18 protein-coding genes are annotated in these 23,264 nt (G+C 72.7%); 4 read left to right on the top strand and 14 right to left on the bottom strand.

All coding sequences use genetic code 11. From position 1 onward, the window contains the following. Positions 1-62: 62 nt before the first annotated feature. Complete coding sequence (locus ACFWVV_RS36110; RefSeq protein ID WP_384358296.1) at positions 63-539, bottom strand: hypothetical protein; 477 nt, start codon at positions 537-539, stop codon at positions 63-65. A gap of 482 nt (positions 540-1,021) precedes the next feature. Between ACFWVV_RS36110 and ACFWVV_RS36105 the strand changes: the two genes are divergently transcribed. Next, complete coding sequence (locus ACFWVV_RS36105; RefSeq protein ID WP_384358298.1) at positions 1,022-1,678, top strand: class F sortase; 657 nt, start codon at positions 1,022-1,024, stop codon at positions 1,676-1,678. Positions 1,679-1,703: 25 nt separating this feature from the next. Here the strand turns inward: ACFWVV_RS36105 and ACFWVV_RS36100 are convergent, their stop codons facing one another. Then, entirely contained in the window at positions 1,704-2,543 is an 840-nt protein-coding gene (locus tag ACFWVV_RS36100; RefSeq protein WP_384358300.1) for a polysaccharide deacetylase family protein, read from the bottom strand. A 90-nt stretch (positions 2,544-2,633) separates the two neighbouring features. Continuing rightward, positions 2,634-5,933 (bottom strand): bifunctional lysylphosphatidylglycerol synthetase/lysine--tRNA ligase LysX, encoded by a 3,300-nt coding sequence (gene lysX, locus ACFWVV_RS36095; protein WP_384358302.1) that lies wholly within the window; start codon positions 5,931-5,933, stop codon positions 2,634-2,636. A 143-nt stretch (positions 5,934-6,076) separates the two neighbouring features. On the opposite strand from lysX, the gene ACFWVV_RS36090 reads away from it, so the two are divergent. Further along, the gene (locus tag ACFWVV_RS36090) at positions 6,077-6,547 is read left to right on the top strand and encodes a universal stress protein (protein WP_384358304.1); all 471 of its coding nucleotides are present in this window, start codon (positions 6,077-6,079) and stop codon (positions 6,545-6,547) included. Positions 6,548-6,750: 203 nt separating this feature from the next. Here the strand turns inward: ACFWVV_RS36090 and ACFWVV_RS36085 are convergent, their stop codons facing one another. Beyond that, positions 6,751-7,974: a CapA family protein gene (locus ACFWVV_RS36085; protein WP_384358306.1), complete on the bottom strand. Its 1,224-nt coding sequence runs from the start codon at positions 7,972-7,974 to the stop codon at positions 6,751-6,753. Positions 7,975-8,456: 482 nt separating this feature from the next. On the opposite strand from ACFWVV_RS36085, the gene ACFWVV_RS36080 reads away from it, so the two are divergent. Both ACFWVV_RS36080 and ACFWVV_RS36075 read left to right on the top strand, forming a co-directional pair. Further along, positions 8,457-9,008, top strand: coding sequence for a sigma-70 family RNA polymerase sigma factor (locus ACFWVV_RS36080; protein WP_384358308.1), 552 nt, complete (start codon positions 8,457-8,459; stop codon positions 9,006-9,008). A 261-nt stretch (positions 9,009-9,269) separates the two neighbouring features. Further along, positions 9,270-9,737 carry a hypothetical protein gene (locus ACFWVV_RS36075; RefSeq protein WP_384358328.1) on the top strand — a complete coding sequence of 156 codons (468 nt, stop codon included), beginning with the start codon at positions 9,270-9,272 and terminating at the stop codon, positions 9,735-9,737. Between the two features lie 95 nt (positions 9,738-9,832). On the opposite strand, the gene ACFWVV_RS36070 is transcribed toward ACFWVV_RS36075, so the two are convergent. The 10 genes from ACFWVV_RS36070 to ACFWVV_RS36025 all read right to left on the bottom strand — a co-directional run bounded on the left by ACFWVV_RS36070 (position 9,833) and on the right by ACFWVV_RS36025 (position 23,083). Further along, positions 9,833-11,044 (bottom strand): sensor histidine kinase, encoded by a 1,212-nt coding sequence (locus tag ACFWVV_RS36070; RefSeq protein ID WP_384358310.1) that lies wholly within the window; start codon positions 11,042-11,044, stop codon positions 9,833-9,835. 82 nt (positions 11,045-11,126) lie between these two features. Next, the gene (locus ACFWVV_RS36065; RefSeq protein WP_384358312.1) at positions 11,127-12,860 is read right to left on the bottom strand and encodes a cation acetate symporter; all 1,734 of its coding nucleotides are present in this window, start codon (positions 12,858-12,860) and stop codon (positions 11,127-11,129) included. Between the two features lie 9 nt (positions 12,861-12,869). After that, entirely contained in the window at positions 12,870-13,271 is a 402-nt protein-coding gene (locus tag ACFWVV_RS36060; RefSeq protein WP_384358314.1) for a hypothetical protein, read from the bottom strand. A gap of 197 nt (positions 13,272-13,468) precedes the next feature. Further along, entirely contained in the window at positions 13,469-13,729 is a 261-nt protein-coding gene (locus ACFWVV_RS36055; protein ID WP_384358316.1) for a hypothetical protein, read from the bottom strand. 296 nt (positions 13,730-14,025) lie between these two features. Continuing rightward, positions 14,026-14,880 carry a LytR/AlgR family response regulator transcription factor gene (locus ACFWVV_RS36050; RefSeq protein WP_384358318.1) on the bottom strand — a complete coding sequence of 285 codons (855 nt, stop codon included), beginning with the start codon at positions 14,878-14,880 and terminating at the stop codon, positions 14,026-14,028. 150 nt (positions 14,881-15,030) lie between these two features. Beyond that, the gene (locus ACFWVV_RS36045) at positions 15,031-16,389 is read right to left on the bottom strand and encodes a wax ester/triacylglycerol synthase family O-acyltransferase (RefSeq protein WP_384358320.1); all 1,359 of its coding nucleotides are present in this window, start codon (positions 16,387-16,389) and stop codon (positions 15,031-15,033) included. Positions 16,390-16,508: 119 nt separating this feature from the next. Then, positions 16,509-18,578: a SpoIIE family protein phosphatase gene (locus tag ACFWVV_RS36040; RefSeq protein WP_384358330.1), complete on the bottom strand. Its 2,070-nt coding sequence runs from the start codon at positions 18,576-18,578 to the stop codon at positions 16,509-16,511. Positions 18,579-18,862: 284 nt separating this feature from the next. Then, a complete protein-coding gene (locus tag ACFWVV_RS36035; protein ID WP_384358322.1) occupies positions 18,863-20,896 on the bottom strand; it encodes an alpha/beta fold hydrolase in 2,034 nt (677 codons plus the stop codon). A gap of 211 nt (positions 20,897-21,107) precedes the next feature. Continuing rightward, the gene (locus tag ACFWVV_RS36030) at positions 21,108-21,302 is read right to left on the bottom strand and encodes a hypothetical protein (protein WP_384358324.1); all 195 of its coding nucleotides are present in this window, start codon (positions 21,300-21,302) and stop codon (positions 21,108-21,110) included. A gap of 263 nt (positions 21,303-21,565) precedes the next feature. Beyond that, positions 21,566-23,083, bottom strand: coding sequence for an SDR family NAD(P)-dependent oxidoreductase (locus ACFWVV_RS36025; RefSeq protein ID WP_384358326.1), 1,518 nt, complete (start codon positions 23,081-23,083; stop codon positions 21,566-21,568). Between the last annotated feature and the right edge of the window lie 181 nt (positions 23,084-23,264).

The following is a 23,264-nucleotide window of genomic DNA, read 5'->3' as shown; positions in this document are numbered from 1 at the left end:
CTGTACAGGGACTCGGGCCCACCGGCTGTCTCACCCCGAGATATGAGAGGCCGTACGGCGCCTCAGGCCTTGCCCGCGGCGTTCCTGCGGCGGGCCACGAAGATCGCCCCGCCCAGTGCAGCGGAAGCCACCAGCCCGGCGCCGACGGCCACGTCCGTGTCGCTTGGGCCGACCGAGCCGCCGAGACCGCCGTGCGCCCCGCGCCCGGCCAGCACGGTGAACTGGTGGGTGGCCACCATCGCGTTGTCGTTGCACTTCACGGCGAGGTTGTAGTGGCCGGGGGCGGCGTGGTTGTTGATCCGGGCCGAGGCATAGCCCTTGCCACCGGCCGACAGGCTGGCCTGCGGGAAGGCGTTGGACGTCACCGTGCCACCGTGGCCGCAGCCGGTCGCCGAGATCGAGATCGTGCTGCCCTGGTGGACCGAGTAGGGGTTGACCGTGACATTGCTCGGGCCGTTGGTGGCGGCCGCGGTGGGGGCGGTGAGTCCGACCGCGACGCAGGCGAGGGCCGTCGCCGCACAAGCGCGTGAAGCACGCATCGTAGAACCTCCATGGAAGACGCTCCGGAGCGGCGCCCCGGGAAATTCGACGAGTACGCCTCCCATGACGAACCCTCACTTGACCTTGCAAATACCGCATTTCACACTGCGCCGGACCGGTGACGGGACACGTCGTACCGTTGTCGCCGGATCGGACGGATCCGCAGGTCACAGGGCGTCCGACCATCCGGCGAAGAATTTGTGCGGCCTTGGCTCGGATGGGTCACGGAGAGGCTCCCGCCTCCCCCGCACGGCGATTCCCTGCTGACCCCGCACAGGAGTCCTGAGTGAGCGTCAGAATCCGAGGCCAATGACCCTTCCGCATTACCTGGCAGCGCTCTTGAGGGAGCGTCAGATATTGCGTCCGCCACCCGTTCGCCCTCCGTGCCTCGCCGCCCCGCCGCCCCGCGCTTAGCGTCCATAGCAGACGGGCGGCACCCGTGGCCGAGGAACGGGCGGGACGCGAGGAAGGGAGCAGCAACATGGGGCAGGAATGGCGCGGCGCGCACCCGAGGAAGCGCGCGCCGTGGGGGGCCCTGGCGCTGGCGATGCTCACCGGGCTCGCCCTCATGCGCAACGGTACGGATGTCGGCTTCGGCCCCCCGCAGCCCGCGGCGGCGGCCGCCCGCGACCACGGCTCCGACGGACCCGCGGGGCCCCGGGTGGCCGGGGTGGCCGCGCTGCCGTACGCGCCGGCCTCCCGGATCCGTATCCCCGCGGTGAAGATCGACGCCCCCATGATGGACGTCGGCCTGGACCAGCAGGGCTGGATCGAGGCCCCTCCCCCGCAGGACGCGAATCTGGCCGGCTGGTACCAGAACGGCATCGCCCCCGGCCAGCAGGGCACGTCCGTCGTCGTCGGCCATGTCGACAACTCCACCGGCCCTGCCGTCTTCTTCGGTCTCGGCTCGGTGCGCAAGGGCCAGCGGGTGGAGGTGGACCGCTTTGACGGACGCACCGCGGTCTTCGAGGTGTACGGGGTCGAGGTGTACTCCAAGGAGGACTTCCCCGGCGCCCGGGTGTACGGCGACTCCGGGCAGCCCGAGCTGCGGGTGATCACCTGCGGTGGTGGCTACTCCAAGGACAGCGGCTACGCGGGCAATGTGGTCGTCTACGCCCGCCTGGTGGCCACCCGCTGATCCCCGGGCGGCCACCGGGCGCCTGTCACGTGCGCGGAACGGTGATCCGGTAGCCCTGGTCGAGGAGCTCGGGCAGGTACGTGCGCAGGGCGCGGACGCTCTGGGAGCGGTTGCCGCCCGCGTCGTGGGAGAGGACGACGACGCCGGGCCCGGCCCCTGCCCGCACCCGGCCGATGATGGTGGAGGTGCCCGGCTCGGTCCAGTCGAGGGTGTCGACGGTCCAGCCGAGGGGCTCCATGCCCAGGTCGGCGCCGATCTCGAATGAGGCCCGGTTCCAGGCTCCGTAGGGTGCCCGGTACCAGCGGGGCGGCTCGCCCACCGCCTGCTCGATTACCTCGCTGGTGGAACCGAGCTGGGTGCGGATGCGGGATCGGGAGAGCTTGGGGACCAGCGGGTGCGACCAGGAGTGGTTGCCGATGACATGGCCGTCGTCGATCATCTCGCGCAGCAGGTCCTGGTTCTCGGCGGCCATCTCGCCGCAGACGAAGAACATCGCGCGCGCCCCGTGCCGGCGCAGGGTGCGCAGGATGTCCGGGGTGTAGCGCGGGTCGGGGCCGTCGTCGAAGGTCAGGACCATGGTGCGGCCCTGCGCGTCCATCCGCAGGAACGGTCGCTTGCGCACCGGCGGACGGGCCGGCCGGAGTTTCGGTGGTGCGTACGCGGTCATGGGCCGCAGCCGGTACGCGGAGGGCTTGAGCGGTGGCGCGGCCTGCGGCGGGCCGGCGGCGGGTCCGGACTTCGGCGGCGGCAGGGGCGCCCCGTCCGGGTCGGTGGCCAGTACGTGGACGGTGGCGGCGGCGCCGACGCAGGCGGCGAGGCGGAGGAGACCCCGGCGGCCGAGGACCGACTGTTTATCTTCTTTCATGAGGAATGCCTCGCACGCCGTGGCGTGCGAGGCATTCATCCACTCCGGGTGCGCACCGCGATTGCACCCGATGGAACTAGGCGGGGCCCCTCAGCGGCGCACCAGCGGGAACGGCAGCGTTTCGCGGATGGTGCGGCCCGTGAGGAACATGACGAGGCGGTCCACGCCGATGCCGAGGCCGCCGGTGGGCGGCATCGCGTACTCCAGCGCGTCGAGGAAGTCCTCGTCGACCTCCATGGCCTCCGGGTCGCCGCCGGCCGCGAGCAGGGACTGTGCCATCAGCCTGCGGCGCTGTTCGACGGGGTCGGTCAGCTCCGAGTAGGCGGTGCCCAGTTCGGTGCCGAAGGCGACCAGGTCCCAGCGTTCTGCGAGGCGCGGGTCCTTGCGGTGCTGACGGGTCAGCGGGGAGACGTCGGTGGGGAAGTCCTTGTAGAAGGTGGGCAGAGTGGTGCGCTCCTCGACGAGGCGTTCGTACATCTCCAGGACGAGGTCGCCGCGGGTGTTCTCCGGGGTGTGCGGGACGCCCGCGCGGTCGCAGTGCCTGCGCAGCAGCGACTCCTCGGTGTCGGCGTCGATCTCCTCGCCGAGGGCTTCGGAGACGGCCCCGTACAGCGTCTTGACCGGCCAGATCCCGGAGATGTCGTGCTCGACGACCTTGCCGTCGGCGTCCGTCTTGCGGGCGATGGGCGAGCCGAACGCGGCGGTGGCGGCGCCCTGGACGAGCTCGCGGGTGAGGTCGAGCATCACGTCGTAGTCCGCGTAGGCCTGGTAGGCCTCCAGCATGGTGAACTCGGGGTTGTGCTTGTAGGAGACGCCTTCGTTGCGGAAGGTGCGGCCCATTTCGAAGACCTTCTCCATGCCGCCGACGCACAGCCGCTTGAGGTAGAGCTCGGGGGCGATGCGGAGGTAGAGGTCGAGGTCGTAGGCGTTGATGTGGGTGGTGAAGGGGCGGGCGTTGGCGCCGCCGTGGATCTGCTGGAGCATCGGCGTCTCGACCTCCAGGTAGCCGCGCTCCAGGAGGCCCTGGCGCAGTCCCTGGAGGACGGCGGAGCGGGAGCGGACGACCTCGCGGGCGTCGGGGCTGGCGACCAGGTCGACGTACCGGCGGCGCACCTTGGCCTCGGGGTCGGTGAGGCCCAGGCGCTTGTCGGGCAGCGGGCGCAGGCACTTGCCGGTGAGCTGCCAGCCGGTGACGAAGAGGCTCAGCTCGCCCTTCTCGGACGTGCCGATCTCGCCGGTGACGGAGACGAGGTCGCCGAAGTCGACGTCGGCGGTGAACCGGTCGAGGAGGTCCTTGCCCGAGCCGTCGCGGGTGAAGGCGATCTGGAGGTCGCCGGACCAGTCGCGCAGGTCCGCGAAGACGACGCCGCCGAAGTCGCGGACGACCATGACGCGGCCGGACACGGTGGCGCTCTCGCCGGTCCGGGTTCCGGGCGCGGCCGTCGGGTGCGCGGCCCGGATCGCGGCCAGGGTGTGGGTGGCGGCGGGGACGCCGACGGGGTACGGGTCGGTGCCCTCGGCGCGCAGCTTGGTGAGCTTGCGGTGGCGGACCCGGATCTGCTCGGGCAGATGCGCGGTCGGGTCCGCGTTCGCGTCGGTGGACGGACCGGCCAGGCCGAGTGCCTCGATGGAGGGGAGGCCCGCGGTGCTGGCCGGGTTGGTGAAGGTGCGGCGCGGGCTGTGTCCGCGGCCCCACCTCTTGCGCAGGCTGGGTACGGCGACGAAGCCCTCGGCGATGCCGGAGGCGAGCGAGACCCGGGCGAGCGAGCCCGCGTCGCCGTAGCAGAGGAAGCGGGGGTACCAGGCGGGCTGGTACTTGACGTTGGAGCGGTAGAGCGCCTCCAGCTGCCACCACTTGGAGAAGAACAGCAGCAGTTTGCGCCACAGCCGCAGGATGGGGCCTGCTCCGATCCGGGCGCCCTCCTCGAAGGCGGACCGGAAGACGGCGAAGTTGAGGGAGATGCGGCGGATGCCCAGCTTGGGGACCTGGGCGCAGATCTCGGCGACCATGAACTCCATGACGCCGTTGGGCGCGCCGCGGTCGCGGCGCATCAGGTCCAGGGAAATGCCGTCCTTGCCCCAGGGGACGAAGGACAGCAGGGCGATCAGCTTGCCGTCGGCGTCGAACGCCTCCACGAGGAGGCAGTCGCCGTCCTCGGGGTCGCCGAGCCGGTCCAGCGCCATGGAGAAGCCGCGCTCGGTCTCGGTGCCGCGCCAGGCGTCGGCGCGGTCGATGATCTGTTCCATCTCCGGGTCGGAGAGCGCGGAGTGGCGGCGGATGCGGGTGGTGGCGCCGGTGCGGCGGACCCGGTTGACGGCCTGGCGGGTGACGCGCATGTCGCGTCCGTCCAGGTCGAAGGCGGCAACGTCGAGGATGGCCTCGTCACCGAGCTGCATGGCGCTCAGCCCGGCGCGGGCGAACGCGGTGGCACCCTCCTCGGAAGCACCCATGACGGCGGGCGCCCAGGCGTACCGCTTGGCCATGTCCAGCCATGCCTCGATCGCCTGCTGCCAGGCCTCCTTGTCACCGACCGGGTCGCCCGAGGCGAGGGAGACGCCCGCTTCGACGCGGTAGGTGACGGCGGCCTTGCCGCTGGGTGCGAAGACGACGGCCTTGTCGCGGCGGGTGGCGAAGTAGCCGAGGGAGTCCTGGGCTCCGTACGCGCCGAGCAGGGCCCTGATGCGCGGCTCCTCGTCGCCGTGCAGGGAGGACTCCATGCGCTGCGAGCGGAACAGGGTGGCCGCCGCCGCCAGCAGGGCGAGAGCGCCGAACAGGCCGAAGAGGAAGTAGAGGAAGCGGGGGCCGTGGCCGTCGAACTCTCCGTACAGGACGCCGCCGAAGACCCGGACGATCACCCAGGGCAGCCGGTCGGCGGCCACCAGCGTGCCGGGGAACAGCGAGATCAGGCCCCAGCCGACGAGCACCGCGGCCGCGAGGGAGGCGACCAGCACGCCCAGCGCACGCGGGACGGCCCCGTGCCGGGAGGCCGCGTAGAACTCCCTGCGGGCGAGGATCAGCACCACCAGCGCGCCCAGACCCACCACCGTGGAGGCCAGCGCCTCCCAGTCCTCCAGGACGATGTAGAGGACGTCGCCGGCCAGCAGCAGGATCAGATACCCGACGACCAGCCACCACGCGACCTTCTTGCGCGCGCCGACGGCCGCCGCGAGGAGGAAGAAGAACATCGCGTACGCGAGGTTCGCACTCACCGGGACGGTGAGGAACTCCAGCAGATCGGTGATCGGCCGCACCAGTCTGCGCAGGGGCTGACTGATCGCGAGCAGGGCACAGTACAGGCCGAGCAGACCGAAGAAGGCCGCGAACCCGTCGGGCACCCGACTGAGGAAGCGGTTGCGGGTGGTGGGAGTCTCCTCCACGCTGACACTCATGGAGGGCACTCTAGGGAGCGTCACGCCCCGATGCCTCCCGGGGGTGGGGCCTGCCACCTGCGCGTCGCCGTTTTTCGGGCCGTCCCCGGGCGCTCCGGCCGCTCGTTTTCGGCGCGCGGGCCGCACGGGATAGCCTCCGCTGTGTGACCGGACAGCCCGAACAGCAGCGCCCCGCCTTCGAACGCGGTACCGACGGCCCCAAGGTGATCGTCGCCGGTGTGGACGGCTCCCCCTCGTCGCTGCGGGCGGCCTCGTACGCGGCGGGGCTGGCCAGACGGCAGAACGCGATGCTCGCCCTGGTCTACGTACAGCCCCTGATCGCTGCGGGTGCGGCCCTGGGCGCCCCGGTCGCCGGGACGACCGAGGAGGTCGCCGAGGACCTGATGCGGGAGATCAGGCGGTCGGCGGAGCGGGTGAAGGGGATTTTCGAGGTCCGGTGGGAGTTCCACACGTTCCGGGGGGATCCGTACAACGGTCTGGTGACCGCCGCCGACGAGTTGACGGCGGACGCGGTGGTGGTGGGTGCCTCGGAGTCGGCCGGACACCGGTTCGTGGGGTCGGTGGCGGTACGTCTGGTGAAGGCGGGCCGCTGGCCCGTCACGGTCGTCCCGTAGCCACTGCGCGGACCGGGCCCTCGCGGGGACGGCCGCCGGGCGCGCCGCGCAGTGGCCCGGTGCGGACCGCGGCGGTGTGCCGTACGGCGGTGGCACGGCTAGGACGGTGGAGGCTGCCGTCGGTGGTGGCACGGGGCGCCGGCCCAAGGCAGCGGCCCATGGTGGCCCGGGTCAGCGGCCCATGGTCAGGCCGCCCGCCACGGTCACCGGCCCATGGTCAGTCCCGCTCGCCCTGCTCCGCGGCTGAGCACGACGCGGCGGATGTGGTCACGGGCCTCCGGGTACCCGCTGCCCGGCGCACCGAGGTTGACGACCCGGTTGGATCCGAGGTCGAAGAACTGCGGGATGAACTCCGCCCTGCGGACCTCCCAGCGCTTTCCGGGACCGGTGGGCGGGGCGAAGGTGAAGCGGCCGATGCTGCTCATGTTGCCGCGGTCGTCCTGGGATCCGGAGTGGTTGAACATGCTGCCGGCGATCTGGTCGCCCATGCCGTAGACGACGTAGGTGCCGTTGACCTTCTCGTAGGCCTGGGGCACATGTGCGTGTGTCCCCAGGATGAGATCGATGTCCGGGCGTGAGCCGCTGGCCGACGCGGTGAGTGCCCGGCCGAGCGACAGCTGCTTCTCGTCCGGTTCGTCCTGCCACTCCGTACCCCAGTGCAGGCTCACCACGACCACGTCCGCGCCCGCTTTCCTGGCGGCGCGTGCGTCGGCGACGATCTTTTCGCGGTCGATGAGGTTGACCGCCCAGGGCTGCCCGTCCGGGAGGGGGTAGCCGTTGGTGCCGTAGGTGTAGGCGAGCTGGGCGACCTTGGCGGTGCCCGCCCTCAGGAGGGTGGGGCGGGCGGCCTCGCGGGCGCTGCGGGCCGAGCCTGCGTGTGCGAGGCCCGCCTTGTCGAAGGCTTTGAGGGTGCGGCGGATGCCGTCGGCGCCCGCGTCGAGGGTGTGGTTCGAGGCGGTCGAGCAGGAGTCGTAACCGGTCGCGCGCAGCCCGGCGGCGAGCTGCGGCGGGGAGACGAACGCCGGGTAGCCGCTGAAGGGCCCGCCGGCCGGACCGTAGACCGTCTCCATGTGGCAGATCGCCAGATCCGCCTTGGCGATCACCGGCTTGACGCCCGCGAGCATCGGGCGGAAGTCGTAGCCGTCGCCGCCCGCGTCGGTTCCTGCCTGCCGGATGATCGAGTCGTGCGGGAGTACGTCGCCGGTGGCGACCAGGGTGAACCCGCGCTGCGGACCGGCGGGGGTGCCCGGCTGCGGGCTGCCGGCCTTCGGTGCGCCCGTCGTGGCTGCCGCCCGGTCGTTGCTGAGGGCTGCGGCCCGGCGGTCCTGGCTGTCGGGCCCTGCGGAGCAGGCCGTGGCGGTGGCGAGCAGCAGGGCGGCCGCGGCGGCCGCTCCGTACCTCTGCGGTGTCCCCGTGCGCTTCGTCATCGGACCGACTTCCCTCGTGGTGGAAATGTCTCGAACATGCGCCGGATATGCGCAAAGAGAATCCATCCGGGAGAGCAGGTGAAGTCAAGGACCTTTACTGCTAAATACCGACAATCCCACCCCAATAGCCTCACGCGTGAACTTGGGTGCCGCACGCACGTGCGACTGACAGGCGCCGGGCGCCCCGCCACGTCCCGGCATCGCGGCACTGCTCGCCGCGCCACTCGTCGTGCCGTTCGTCGTGCCACTCGTCGCAGCTGCCGACCGTTCGCCGCACGCACCGGCCGCCCGTTCGCACGCAGTGCGCGGCGGGGTCAGCGGAACCGGCCACGGACGGTTATCTTCGCCCCTGAACTCGGCCCGGTTGTGACCGCCGTCACCCGCCGGGGCCACACGCCCACGCCCGCCCGCACCCGCCCGCTCAGTGCCGCCCCTCCCCCGCCGCCCAGCCCGCCAGCCCTCCGCCCGAAGGAGCGTCCACGGTGACCACCGCCCTCCCCCTCGCCCCCCGCACCGACGAGCACGCCCTGGCCGCCCTCCAGCAGGAACACGGCACCGCACTCCTCGGCTTCCTGCTCGGCCTCACCCACGGCGACCGTCAGCGCGCCGAGGACCTGGTCCAGGAGACCCTCGTCCGGGCCTGGCAGCACCCCGAGGCGCTGACCAGTGATCACGACTCGATGCGGCCCTGGCTTTTCACGGTGGGCAGGCGGCTGGCGATCGACGCGCGACGCGCCCGCAAGGCCCGGCCGAACGAGGTGGGAGCCGAGGTACTCGCCCAGTCCGCGGCCCCGGACGACCTGGCCGAACGGTCGGCGACCGAGCTCGATGTCCGCGAGGCGGTACGGGCCCTGCGCACGGAGCACCGGGAGGTGCTGGTGCAGGTGTACTTCCGGGGGCGCTCCGTCGCGGAGGCATCGACAGAGCTGGGCATTCCGGAAGGAACTGTGAAATCCCGGACCTATTACGCACTACGCGCCTTGCGCGGGGTGCTCCCGGGGTACGAGGAGAGGGCCGGCCGCGGCGCCGCCTGACTTGATGAGCGAGACCGCTTGAGTCACACAGGTACCGCCGGTACATCCCTTGCTCCCGTGCCACGCCGAAGGCACGACGATTTCGAAAGCACGCCGTCCAGTTCGGTAAAGATGCCCCGCCAAACCCCTCTGAGCGTGAAAGCTCTTCGCCTGGGGCCTCCGGACCGGAGACCCCGCGACCGAAAGCACGACCGGAGAAGGTGGAATGCTGTGCTGCCCGAAAGCGCCAATGGCACCGGTGGAAGCGGCCTTGCCGTTCCGATGGCATGGCTGTACGCCGAGTACATCGCCGACGAGCTGCTGCGCACGGGGCAGTTGATCCCGCCGGGAACGCTGGAGTTCCGTGCCGGCCGGGAGGCCCTCGCCCTGACCGTCTACCTCTCGGACTCGACCGACGAGCTGTCCGGGGTGGGCGTGATCTCCCAGCTCGACGAGTGGCTGTCGCTGACCGCATACGGCCACCCCTGGGAGCAGTGGGTGCGGGAACGGTTCGCCACCCGCGGTGACGCCGAGGGTCCCGACATCCGGCTGGCCCGGGCGTCCTGGCGGTGGCTGGAGTCGACCGAGCTGCTCGCCGCGGATCTGGGTGGCGCGGGTGCGGAGGGCCGGGAGGGCGTGGAGGCCACGGACCCGGACCTGTGGGACCGGGTGGACGAGAGCGCACGGGTGTGGCTGCCGGCGTGGCAGCTGGGGCTGCCGCTCGGACACCTTTCGGTGCACCTCTTCTGAGGACGCCGGCGAGGGCACGCCCCAGGACCCCGCCCCCGCCCGGGGCCACGCGGCCCTCGCGGAGCCCGCCCCGCCCGGGCCCCCTCACAGGCCGTTCAGTCCGGCCTGCGGTACGAACTGTGCACTCCTGCACGGTACTTGGGGATCCGCACAGTGATCTTCATGCCCGCACCGACCCCCGTTTCGATGACCAGTCCGTAGTCGTCGCCGTACACCTGGCGCAGCCGTTCGTCGACATTGGAGAGGCCGATGCCGGAGGCGGCGGGCTCCTCGCCGGCGAGGATGCGGCGCAGCCTGCCGGGTTCCATGCCGACACCGTCGTCCTCGATGGTGACGATCGCCTCGGAGCCCGCGTCCTGGGCGGCGAGGGTGATCCGGCAGTCCTCGCGGGAGTCCTCCAGGCCGTGTTTGACGGCGTTCTCCACGAGGGGCTGCAGACAGAGGAACGGGAGCGCGACGGGCAGCACCTCGGGGGCGATCTGGAGGGTCACCTTGAGGCGGTCGCCGAACCGGGCCCCGGCCAGAGCCAAGTACTGCTCGATGCAGCGCAGTTCATCGGCCAGCTGAGTGAAGTCGCCGTGCCTGCGAAAGGAGTAGCGGGTGAAGTCGGCGAACTCCAGCAGGAGTTCGCGGGCCCGTTCGGGGTCGGTACGGACGAACGAGGCGATGGCAGCGAGCGAGTTGAAGATGAAGTGCGGGGATATCTGGGCGCGCAGCGCCCGGATCTCGGCCTCGACGATGCGGGTGCGGGAGCGGTCCAGCTCCGCGAGCTCCAGCTGGACCGAGACCCAGCGGGCAACCTCGGTGGCGGCCCTGACCAGGACCGCCGACTCGCGCGAACCGTAGGCGACGAGCGCACCGAGCACCCCGTCCTCGTCCGTGAGCGGAGCGATGACCGCCCACCGCAACGGACATGACGGCTCGTCACATTCTGTGTGGACGCTCTGACTGCGGCCCGAGTCGAGCATCTCGGCGACCTTGCGCATCACCTTCTCCTGGTGGTGTCCCGCGCCGGGCCCGTCCCAGGCAAGGACGGAGGTGCGGTCGGTCAGACAGAGCGTCTCGGTGCCGAGGAGGGTGCGCAGGCGGCGGGCGGCCTTGCGGGCGGTGTCCTCGGTGAGACCGGCCCGCAGCGGGGGCGCGGCGAGGGAGGCGGTGTGCAGGGTGAGGAAGGTGGCCCGCTCCACGGGTGTCCCGAGGTCGAGGTTCTTCCCGCCGCGGCGGGCGCTGAGCCGGCCGAGTGCGGTGCCGGCGGCGAGGAGCAGTGCTCCGGCCGCCGTGAGGACGGCGATCTCCAGGGTGGTCACCGCTCTCCCTCCGGGGTGGTCATCGTCGTCTCCGGGTGGTCGTCGTTCCTCGGGGTGGTCGTTGCTCCGCGTCTGCGCGTGGTCATCGTTCCTCGGCGCCGCTCGGGCGGTCCGTGAGTTCTTCGGGAAGGTGCAGCCGGGCGAGGAGGGCGGCCGTCCCCGCCGGTATCCGGTCCCGGGTGGCGAGCGAGGCGAGCACCATGGTCAGGAAGCCCAGCGGTACGGACCACACGGCCGGCCAGGCGAGCAGGCTGTGCGCCCAGCCGGAGACCGGGAGCCCGGCCCGGGTGGCCATGACGGCGGTCAGCGCCGCCCCTCCCCCGACCACGAGACCGGCCACCGCCCCCGGTGGAGTCAGCCCACGCCACCAGATGCCCAGCACCAGCAGCGGGCAGAACGACGACGCGGACACCGCGAAGGCGAGCCCGACCGCGTCGGCGACCGGCACGGTGGCCGCCAGGGCGCTCACCGCGAGCGGCACCGCGATGGCGATCAGCGTGGCCAGCCGGAAGTACCGTACGCCGCGCGCCGGGAGCACGTCCTGGGTGAGCACGCCGGCGACCGCCATGGTGACCCCGGACGCGGTCGACAGGAAGGCGGCGAACGCCCCGCCCGCCAGCAGCGCCCCGAGCAGGTCGCCGCCGACCCCGCCGATCAGCCGCTCGGGCAGGACGAGCACGGCGGCGTCCGCGTGCCCGGTGAGGGCGAGTTCGGGGGCGTAGATCCGGCCGAGCACCCCGTACACGGGCGGCAGCAGGTAGAAGGCGCCGACGAGTCCGAGCACGACGAGCGTGGTGCGCCGGGCGGCGGTGCCGTGCGGGCTGGTGTAGAAGCGGACGGCGACGTGCGGCAGGCCCATGGTGCCGAGGAAGGTGGCGAGGATGAGGCCGTAGGTGGCGTAGAGCGGGTGCTCCTCACGGCTGTCGGCGAGCGGTTCGGACCAGGAGGAGGCCCCGGCGGCCCGGGGGTCGTGCTGCTCGGGCACCTCGGCGCCGGCCGGGAAGCGCAGGGTGGTGCCGGCCCCGACGCGGTGCGTGCCCGCCGCCAGGGCGAGCGCGCTGCCGTCGTGCGCCCTGCCGTCGACCGTGCCGGACACGGCGAGCGTGAGGGGCTCCTCCAGGTCGATGCGTACCATCTCCTGGAACGTGACGGCCGTGTGCTCGCGGAAGGTCGCGGGCGCGTCGAACCTGGCGCGTGGGGCGTCGTCGCCGAACCAGGCGCCGAGCAGGAACAGTGCGGGCACCAGCAGCGCTGTCAGCTTCAGCCAGTACTGGAAGGCCTGTACGAAGGTGATGCTGCGCATGCCCCCGGCCGCCACGGCACCGGTGACCACCACCGCCACCACCAGCGCGCCGACCCACTCGGGGGCGCCGGTGAGGATCTTCAATGTCAGCCCGGCGCCCTGGAGCTGGGGCAGCAGGTAGAGCCAGCCGATCCCGACGACGAAGAGGCTGGCGAGCCTGCGCACCTGGGTGGATTCGAGCCGGGCCTCCGCGAAGTCGGAGAGCGTGTACGCCCCTGAACGGCGCAGGGGCGCGGCGACGAGGAGCAGCAGGACGAGGTATCCGGCGGTGTACCCGACCGGATACCAGAGCATTTCCGGCCCCTGCACCAGAACCAGGCCGGCGATACCCAGGAACGAGGCTGCCGAGAGGTACTCGCCGCTGATGGCGGCGGCGTTGAGCCGGGGCCCGACCGTGCGCGAGGCGACGTAGAAGTCCGAGGTGGTACGGGAGATGCGCAGGCCGAGCGCGCCGATGAGGAGGGTGACGAGGACGACGAGAGCGACGGCCGCGACGGCGTATATGTGGTGCATGGAGGCCCGTCAGCGGCCTTCAACGAGTCCGCGGAAGTCGCGCTCGTTGCGCTCGGCCCGCCGCACGTACCAGCGGGCTATCAGCCACATCACCGGGTAGACGACCACGCCGAGGACCACCCAGAGCCAGGGGCCGGGCGGGGGCAGCGCGCCGGTCAGTACGCGGGGCAGCAGGAACAGCAGCGGCAGCGACCCCACCAGGAGGGCGAGGGCACCGAGACCGATCAGGGCGGTGCGCAGCTGACTTCGCATCAGGGAGCGGACGTAGGTGGTGCCCAGCGTGGTCTGCTCGCTGATCTCGGAACGGGCGGGCGCGTGGCCGGGGGCCCGGGATCCGCGCACCGCGCCGCCGCGGCCCCGGCGGGGCACTCCGGTCACCGTTTCGCGGCGCGGGCGCGGGACTGCGGGCATCGGGGTGCGCTCCGGATCGTTCTGGGGGCGTGCTGTTCGGGGCCGTACGGGTACGGAGGCTGGAGTCTACGCAGCGGTGCCTTCGCAGGACAGGGCCAGGTCGCCGCGGGGGCGCGCACCGGGACGGGGTACGGCAGGTCCGGTGCGGCGGGAGCGCGCGGGCCGGGGCGGAGCAGGCGGGCGCGGGGCGCTCCGCTTCAGCGGCCGACCGTGTCCGCCAGCGCGATCTCCAGCTCCACGTAACTCTCCTCGGCCCGCCGGAACGCCACTTCCAGTGCGGCGGCGGCCCGCGGGGAGGCCAGGGTCCGGGCGGATTCCTGCACCTCGTAGAGGACGTCGGCCCAGCGGGCGGCGGCGCTCTTGACGCGGTGCAGCAGCTCGTCGAACTCGTGCGGGGCACGGGGGTGGATGCCGGGCAGGGCACGGAGCTCCGCCAGCAGCGCTTCCACTTCGGACATCCGGCCCGCTCCTCCCCCGCCCGCGGGCTCTCACCCTCTGGTTCAGGGTCAGGGTAGGCCCCGGCCGGGGGCGGCTGCGGACCCTCCCGGCGGCCGGTCGCCCTGCGGCGGGCGCACATCGGCGAACGGTGGGCGGGGCGCGGCGGGCGGTCGGGCCGGAGCCGGGCGTCACCAGGGGCGGTGAGGCGAAGCCGGGCGTCACCAGGGGCGGTGAGGCGGAACCGGGCAACACCGGCACCGGTCGGGACGGAGCCGGGAGTCACCGGGTCAGGCCGGACGGGACCGGCGCCCGGTGGTCAGCGCCCGCCGGCCCGGCGCATCAGCAGGTCGCGGAGTTCGCGTGCGTGACGGCGGCTCACGACGAGTTCGGCATCGGCGACGCGGACCGTCGTCGTACCCGCGTCAAGACGGAGCTCCTCGATACGGCTGAGGGCCACGAGGTGGCGGCGGTGTATCCGGACGAAGCCGCGGGACGCCCAGCGTTCCTCCAGGGTGGACAGCGGGATGCGGACGAGGTGGCCGGTGGCGCCGGCGGGGCCCGGGGTGGCGGTGTGCAGACGGGCGTAGTCGCCGTGGGCCTCGACGTAGGCGATGTCGGCGATGGGCACGAAACGGGTGATTCCGCCGAGTTCGACGGGGATCTGGTCCTGACCGGCCGGGGAGGTCTGCTGGAGCTGGTGGGGCTGAAGCGCCTGGTGTGCTGCTGCCTGGGGCGGGACCGTGGAATGCGCCGTCGCCGCGAACGACACCTCCCGTGCTCCTGCGACCCCTTCCGCCACCCGCCGGACCGCTTCGGCGAGGCGTTCGCGGCGCACCGGCTTGAGGACGTAGTCGACGGCCTTCAGGTCGAACGCCTGCACCGCGAAGCCCTCGTGGGCGGTGACGAAGACGATGAGCGGCGGGCGGGCGAACCCGGCGAGCAGCCGGGCCACGTCCAGCCCGGTGAGTCCGGCCATGTGGATGTCGAGGAAGACGACGTCGATGGCGTCGTCGCCATGGGGGCCCGCGTCGAGGGCCCGGTTGATCCGCAGCAGGGCCTCGGTGGCGTCGGTGGCCCCTTCGGCGCTGCGCACGCGGGGGTCGGCGCGCAGGAGGTAGAGGAGTTCCTCCAGGGCGGGCTTTTCGTCGTCGACGGCGAGGGCGCGGAGCATGGGGACACGGTACGCGCAGAGGTGCGCGCGGTCACCTGCCGCCCGGGGAATCGGTGCAGCTCAGGCGCCCCTCCTGCCGCCCGCGACGGGCCCGGCGAACCCTGCGGCTCAGCCGCCCCTCAGGCCCCCGCCGCCCTGCGGTGCGGGCCCTCACACCGCCACGGCCCGTACCAGCTCCGCCAGTTCCTCCCCCATCGCCGCCGCGAGTCCGTCCGCGTCCGGCACCGCCTTGCCGTCGGCCACCAGCCCCACGTGCACCTGGCCGCCGTAGGTGGACAGGGCGACCGCCAGGGCCTGGCCCCGGGCCAGCGGCGCCATCGGGTACACCGCGCGCAGCGGCCGGCCGCCCAGGGACAGTGCGGTGCGGGGCAGTGGCACGCTGGTGACCAGGACGTCGAAGAGGACCCGGGCCGCGCCGCCCGCCAGCGGCGCGCCCCACTTGCTGGCGAAGGCGGGCAGCTGGTCCGCGAGGAGGGCCACCGCCCCGGCCCCGCGCGAGGGTCCTGCCGCCTTGTTGCGGGCCATCCGTTCGCGCACGGCCCTCAGCCGAGCCCGGGGGTCCGGCTCGTGGACGGGCAGGTCCAGCAGGTACGCGGAGAGTCTGTTGCCGTGCCCGGTCTCCGTCCGGCCGGGCCGCCGCCGCGAGACCGGCACCAGCGCCCTCGGGTCGCCTGCGACCGGGTCGTCGCGTTCGGCCGTCCACCGGCGCAGCGCGCCCGCGACCACCGCGAGCAGGACGTCGTTGGCGGTGCCGCCGGACGCCCGGCGCACCCGGTGCACGTCGTCGAGGCCGAGTGCTGCGGTGGCCAGCCGCCGGGTTCCGCTGGAGTCCGCGCCGAGCGCGTCGGGGGTGCCCGGCAGCGGCAGCAGGGACCGCAGCCGTCCCGCCCGTACCACCGACGCACCGATGCCCAGGGCCTTACCGACGTCACCGAGCCGTTCCCGGGCGAGGTCCACCGCACGCCCCGGGCCGGCGAACCGGGCAGGGGGCGGGACCGCTGCGCCCCGCCGTGCGCCCGGGGGCCGGGCGTCCGCGAGCTGGTCGAGGATGCCCGCGCCGATCGCCACGGCCCGCATGCCGTCGGCCAGCGCGTGGTGGAGCTTGACCAGGACCGCGCACTCACCGCCGCCGTCCGCGCCGAGCACGTACACCTCCCACGGCGGCAGTCCGCGCGCGAGCGGACGCTCCATCAGGTCGCCGGCGAGCAGGGTGGCCTCGGTGGCGAATCCGCCGGCCGGGAGGAGAATGCGGCGGACGTGGCGGCGGACGTCGAAGTCCTCGGCCGCCGCCCACACGGATCCGCCGACCGGCAGCCAGACGTTCCGTACGGCCAGACGGAGACGGGGAAGGGCGGCGGCCCGCGCGGCGAGCAGGTCCAGGAGGTCCTCCCCGCCCGGGGAGCCGTCACCGCCGCCGAAAAAGGCGAGCGCCCCGAGGTGCATCGGGTGCGCCGTGGATTCGAGGTGCCAGAACGCCAGGTCAAGAGGTGCCAGAAGCTCGGTGCTCAAGGAGCCCTCACGTCGTCGGGGGCCAGCGGAAGCCGCAGTCAATCGCGATCGGTCGGTTACGGTCAAGTACGTCCAGTGTGCGGACAGTTACCGTCGCGGTGTGCTGCTCCATCCGGAGCTCAGGCGTTGCGTGCGTCCTTGGGCGGGACGTTGAACTCGCACCACAGGGCCTTGCCCTCGCCCCTGGGCTCCACTCCCCACACGTCGGCCAGCATGTCGACCAGGAGCAGTCCGCGCCCGGACACGGCCGATTCGCCCGCCTCCCGGCGGCGGGGCAGGGCGCTGGAGGAGTCCGCGACCTCGACGCGCAGCCGCCGTTCGGGGGCGGTGAGCATCCGTACGGTGAGCACCGCGCCCCCGTCGGTGTGCATGAGCGCGTTCACCATCAGTTCGTCGGCGACGAGTTCGATCTCGTCGCCGCGGCCCTCGGCCCCCCAGGCCCGTACGGCCGCTCGGATCAGCTGCCGGGCCTCGGCCAGCGCCTCGGGGTCGTTGGCGGCGACGTGCTGCTGGAGGCGCCGGCCCGCGCGGGGTGCGTCGGCGGCGCTCCGGCGCAGGAGCAGCAGGGCCACGTCGTCCTCGCCGCCCCGCGCGTCGACCGTCGCGCAGAGCCGGTCGGCCAGCTGCTGGATGTCCTGGGGGGCGCCCCGGACCAGTTCGGTCAGCGCGCCGAGCCCCTCGTCGAGGTCGCTCCCCGGCTGTTCGACCAGCCCGTCGGTGTAGAGCAGCAGCGTCTGCCCGGGATCCAGCTCGGTCGTGGTGACCGGGTACTCGTGCTCGCCGAACTCGGTGGACAGGCCGAGCGGCAGGCCGCCCTCGACCGGCACCCTGCGGCAGCTTCCGTCGGCGAGCCGCAGCAGGGGTTCCATGTGGCCGGCCCGGACCAGCTGGACGACTCCGGTGGTCAGTTCGATCTCGGCGTAGGTGCAGGTGGCGAAGCGGTCGGTGTCGAGTTCGTACAGGAAGTCCGAGGCGCGGGCCATCACGGTCGCGGGTGCGTGGCCCTCGGCGGCGTACGCGCGCAGCACGATGCGCAGCTGGCCCATGACGGCTGCCGCGTGCGTGTCGTGCCCCTGTACGTCGCCGATGACGGCCCCCACCCGGCCGCCGGGCAGCGGGATGACGTCGTACCAGTCGCCGCCGACGTCCTGCCCGTCGCGGGCCGAGCGGTAGCGGACCGCGATGTGCGCGCCGGGGACGTCGGGGACGCGGCGCGGCAGCATCGACTGCTGGAGACCTTCGGCGAGGTCCTTCTCCTGTTCGTAGAGCATGGCCCGCTTGACGCTCTGCGCGATGCTGCTGCCGAGGGCGATGAGGAGGTTGCGTTCGTCGGAGCTGAAGCCGGTGCGGCCGCTGTAGAGCAGTCCGAGGGCGCCGACGGGGCGGGCCTGGGCGATCAGCGGCAGGTACGCGGCCGAGGTGGTGCCGAACTTGCGGACGTGGTCCCACAGCCGGGGGTACGAGGCGGCGAACTCCTCGGCGGACTCGATGAACCGGGGCCGCAGCGACCGTACGACGTCTCCCATCGGGTACTCCGGGTCGTCCACCCGGGTGTACCGCGAGCCGGGCATGAACTCGGGCCCCTCGGCGACCAGATGGATCCGCCCTGCCTCCACGAGTCCCATCACCAGTGACGACGACCCGAAGGCGCCGAGGCGGTGGGTGTCCTGGAGGACGTCGATGACCTCGCGGACGGTACGGGAGTGGGCGAGCGCGGCGGTGGTCCGGGCGACGACGCCGGTGCCGCCCCTGCTGCCGTGCTCGTGCTCGCTGCGGACGGCGAAGTCACCGATCTCCTGGGTGGCGTCCCGCACCACTCCGATGATCCGGTACGGGCGGCCCGAGGCGTCGCGGCGGATGGAGCCCTGGGTGTGGGTCCAGCGGAGCTCGCCGTCGAGGCGGCGGATGCGGAAGTAGGCGCCGTACGAGGACTCGCCGCTCTTGAGCGCCTGGGCGACGATGCCGTCCAGGTGCTCGGCCTCGGCGGGGGAAACCCGTCGGGAAAGGGTGGTGGGGTTGCCGTCGAACTCCTCGGGCAGCAGGTCGAACACCTGCAGGGCGGAGGGGTCGAGATGCAGGTGGGACTGGTCCAGGTCCCAGTCGAAGATGCCCATGCCGTTGAGCGCGAGGCCCGTTTCGGGGCGGACGGGCCAGTCCTCGGCCGGTCCGCCGTGCGCGCGGTCGGACAGCTCAGCCACCGGCCGGAACGGGGCCCGCGGCCGGCCCCGTGGACGCTGCCGCCGATGCGGCCCGGACCGTCGCGCCGGCCGGGAACCCGGCTACCGGCGCGACCGCGGCTGCCCCGGTGGTGCGGTGACGCGTCGATGGGTGCACGCGGCCCCTCCCGTCCTCGTTCGCGCCTCGCGCGCGTCCAGCAAGTCCTGTCCCTCCATATCGCCGCACATCGCGCCCCGCCGCAACCGGACCGCCGCCGTCCGAACCCCCGGGGGCGGGAAGGCGGCGGCCCTCGCCCTCAGAGCATCTCGGGCCGCGTCCACTCCTGGCCCCGCACGTGGTGGTCGAAGAAGTTCAGTACCGCCGAGTACCAGACCTTCGCGTGGTTCGGCTTGAGGATCCAGTGGTTCTCGTCGGGGAAGTAGAGGTACTTCGCCGGCACCTCGAACCGCTGCAGGTCCTGGAAGAGCGCCATGCCCTGTCCCACCGGCACCCGGTAGTCCTTGGCGCCGTGGATGACCAGCATCGGCGTGCGGATCCCGGCCGCTGCGAGGGACGGCGAGTTCTCCTCGTACCGCTCCGGCTGTGTCAGCGGGTCGCCGAAGATGCGCTGGAAGAACCACGGGGCGTCGGTGTCGCCGGCGAAGGACCGCAGGTCCCACAGTCCCGCGTGCGACATGATCGCCTTGAAGCGGTCGGTGCGGGTGGCGACCCGGTTGGCCATGTAGCCGCCGTAGGAACCGCCGGCGAGACCGGTGCGCGTCTCGTCGATGTCCGCTCGTGCGACGGTGACGTCCACGAGGTCCATGAGGTCGCGGTAGGGCTGCCCGCCCCACTGGCCCCAGCCGCGCTCGTGCATCGCCTGCCCGTATCCGGTCGACAGGGCCGGGTCGGGCATCAGCACGGCGTAGCCGCGGGCCACGAAAGGCCACGCGTTCCAGCGCCAGTTCCACGCGTTCCACGAGGACTGCGGACCGCCGTGCACGAACACGATCAGCGGTGCCGGGCTGTCGGCCGAGGCCCCCTCGGGCACCGCCAGCCACGACCGCAGCGCGAAGCCGTCGTCCCCGGTGGTGTGCACCTCGGTCAGCGTGCCGGGCAGGGCTCCCAGGTCGTCGCCGGGTGCGCGCAGCGGTGCCGGAAGCTGGTCGGCCCCGCCGGCCGCGTCGATCCGGACCGGCCGGGGCGCGGCGTCGAGCGGCGACGCGACGGCGTACAGGGTGCGCGCGTCGGGCGACAGCAGGAGGGTGCCGTACGCGCCCGAGGCCGTCAGCCGGGTCACCGTGCCGTCGGCGTCGCGGCGGAAGACCGGGCAGTGCCCCTGCTCGTCGCCCGAGAACCACAGGGTGTCGTCACCGGCGACGGGCGAGAGCACGAAACCGCCGGGCCAGTTGTCGTACTCCGGCAGCAGGTCACTCTCCTCGCCGGTGGCCACGTCGACGCGCACCAGCGTCACGTCGTACGGCGTCTCGTACGTCTCCTCCTGGAGCCGGTGGCAGACGACCGCCGTGCCGTCGGCGGTGAAGCGGGCACCCGAGTACTGGTGTCCGGGCCGGTCGAGGACGCGGAGCTGTTCGCCGGTGGCGGCGTCGGCGATCACCACGGTGTCGCGGTTCTCGGCGGGCACCCGGCCCGCGACGGCGCGCCCGTAGGCGACGCGGGTGCCGTCGGCGGACAGGGCGACGCCGCCCTCACCCCCGATGCCCTGCCCGCCCGCCAGGACCGGGGTGGCGTCCGGCCCCTGGGCGCGGACGAAGACGTGCGCCTCTTCGGGCCCGAGGTCGCTGTCCCAGTAGCGGGTCGGACCGGCCTCGTAGAGGATCGCCGTGACCTTGGCCTTCTCGCGCTCCTTGCTGAGCTTCTCGTGCGTCTCGGCGTCCGCCGCGCCCGGCAGCAGGTCACCGCTGTACGCGAGTACGCCGGTCCCGCGGGCGATGGTGAATCCGCCGATGCCGCCGTGGTGGGAGGCGATCTGTCCGGCCTCGCCGCGCTCCGGCAGCGCCCAGAGTGTGGCGCCGCTCTTGTCCTCGCCCTTTTCCGCGGCGGGGTCGGTGTCCTCGCGGCCGGAGAGGAAGAGCAGGGTGCCGTCGGGGGCGAACGCGGGCGCGGACTCACCCTTGACGGAGCGGGTCAGGCGCCGCGCCTCGGCCTCCCCCGCCGGGTCGATCTCCCAGAGTCCGGAGACGTACCCGGTGCCCTCGGCGTTGAGCTGCTGCACGGCCGCGACCAACCGGCTGCCGTCCGGGGACAGGGCGAGCGCACCCACCCGGGGCGAGGCGAAGAACGCGGACAAGTCATGGAAAACAGTGGTTCCACACGGGGATTCAGCCATGCGGATCATCCTGCCCGCTGGGCGTCGGCCCCAACAAGGGATTGCCGATTATCGGACGTACGCCCCCGGCGAACCTCCCGCCGGGCGGGCCATTTGGCCGGTACTGGTCGCCGGACAGGCCAAGAGCCGCACCCCTGGGGTGAGGGGAGTACGGCTCCGTGCGTCATGCGTCAGGACTAGGGACCGCTGTGGGCCGGCCGCCCGGCGGACCTCAGTCGACGCCGGGGAGGATGTGGGGCTCCGCGAGGTCGTCCTCGTAACCGGCCAGCCGGATCGGCGCGGACCTGGCCCACACCTCGAGGTTGCCGATCTTCTTGGGCTTGCCGGCCCGGCCTTCGGCCCCGGCCTTGTAGCTCGCCGAGCGCTCCGACCGTCGCTGGTCCTGAGGGGTCGTCTTAGGTGTCACCGCGCACTCCTTTGGGTCGCGTAACCCGTTGGACGGTGCCGAGCGGCCCTCTGCCGGGCCGCCGGACCGCCCAGGGGGCAGGAAGGAAAGGCTTCTTCGGTCGCGGTGGCGCCGGTGTTGCTCGTTCGGGGAAACAGCCGTGGTGGTGGGCCGCTCTCCGGTACGGGCCGAGGGTGTCGCTCTGTCCGTGACGAACAGAGTACCCATATGAGCGCCCGCGCGCTCGATGGATTTCGTCGACTTTCGGCCTGCCCCCCGCAGGACTACCAGTTGGCGGGTGCGTAGTCCTTGAGGAAGATGCCGTAGAGGTCCTCGCCCGCCTCGCCCCGCACGACCGGGTCGTACACCCGGGCGGCGCCGTCCACCAGGTCGAGGGGGGCGTGGAAGCCCTCCTCGGCGAGGCGCAGCTTGTCGAAGTGCGGACGCTCGTCGGTGATCCAGCCGGTGTCGACCGAGGTCATCAGGATGCCGTCGGTCTGGAACATCTCCTGGGCGCTGGTCCGGGTCACCATGTTCATGGCGGCCTTGGCGGCGTTGGTGTTGGGGTGGCCCGCACCCTTGTAGCCCCGGCCGAACACGCCCTCCATCGCGGAGACGTTGACGACGTGGGCGCGACCGCTCCGGGCCTTGCGCGCGGCATCCGCCATCGCCGGGCGCAGCCGGCTGATCAGGATGAACGGCGAGGTGTAGTTGCACAGCTGGGTCTCCAGCAGTTCCACCGGCGAGATCTGCTCGATGGTCTGCACCCAGGTGTTGGTGTCGACGACGTCGGGCACGAGCCCGCCCGCGTCGATGGCGGTGCCGTCGCGGTGCCGCTCGACGCTGGCGTTGCCCGCGACGAGGGCGAGGTCGGCGACCTGCTGGGCGTCCAGGCCGCTGACGCCCAGCGGCAGGGCGGTCAGGCCGTCGACGGCTCCGGAGTTGAACGCGCCGATCACCTGGTGCGCGGGTAGTTCCCCGGCGGGCAACGGCGCGCTCTCGCCCTCGACCAGGGCGGCGTACGCGGAGGGCAGCCGGCGGACGGTCTGCGTGGCGTTGTTGATGAGGATGTCCAGCGGGCCGGCCTCGGCGACCCGTCCGGCCAGCTCGACGGCCTGCGCGGGGTCGCGCAGGTCGATGCCGACGACCTCAAGGCGGTGCATCCAGTCCGCCGAGTCCTCCATCGCCTTGAAGCGGCGGATGGCGTCCTTGGGGAAACGGGTGGTGATGGTGGTGTGCGCGCCGTCGCGCAGCAGCCTCAGCGCGATGTACATGCCGATCTTGGCCCGGCCGCCGGTGAGCAGGGCCCGCTTGCCGGTGAGGTCGGCGCGGACCTCGCGCTTGGCCCGGTTCTGCGCCGCGCAGGGCTGGCAGAGCTGGTGGTAGAAGTAGTCGACCTCGACGTACCGGGTCTTGCAGATGTAGCAGGAGCGGGGCCGCTGGAGTATCCCGGCGATCCGGCCCTCCTCGGTGGCCGAGGACGGCAGGAGACCTTCGGTCTCGTCGTCGATGCGTACGGCGGAGCCGGTCGCGGTGGCCTCGGTGACGGCCTTGTCGTTGGCGGTCTTGGCGGCGCGGCGCTCCTGGCGGCGGCGCTGCTTCACCGTGCGGTAGACGCCCGCCGTGGCCCGGCGGATGGTGATCGCGTCCGGGTGGTCGACGTCGAGGCCGTCGAGCTCCGCGAGGACGTCGAGGACCAGCGCCATGCGCTCCGGGTCGATGCCGGGGCCGAACTCCGCGGGGGTGTCCTGGCCGGTGGGCTCGTCGCCGCCGTGCACCGGGCTGTCCTCTGTGACCGTCATCGCCGCTGCCGTCTCTCGTTCACGCCGCGCCTGGCCGGAGCCGGCGGGTGCCTGCTGGAAGTCCGCAAAAGGAGAATCGTACGGAGGCAGGGGCGGGTGCGACAAACCGCGAGGTGTGCGGGCACACAGGGTGACGCCCCTGGGCCCGGACTGTGCGCCCCGGGCTCGGGGCGCACAGTCC

Source organism: Streptomyces sp. NPDC058663 (assembly GCF_042716745.1).
Classification (GTDB): domain Bacteria; phylum Actinomycetota; class Actinomycetes; order Streptomycetales; family Streptomycetaceae; genus Streptomyces.
The sequence above is the reverse complement of the archived record's forward strand: the minus strand, read 5'-3'. Positions and strand labels throughout refer to the sequence as shown.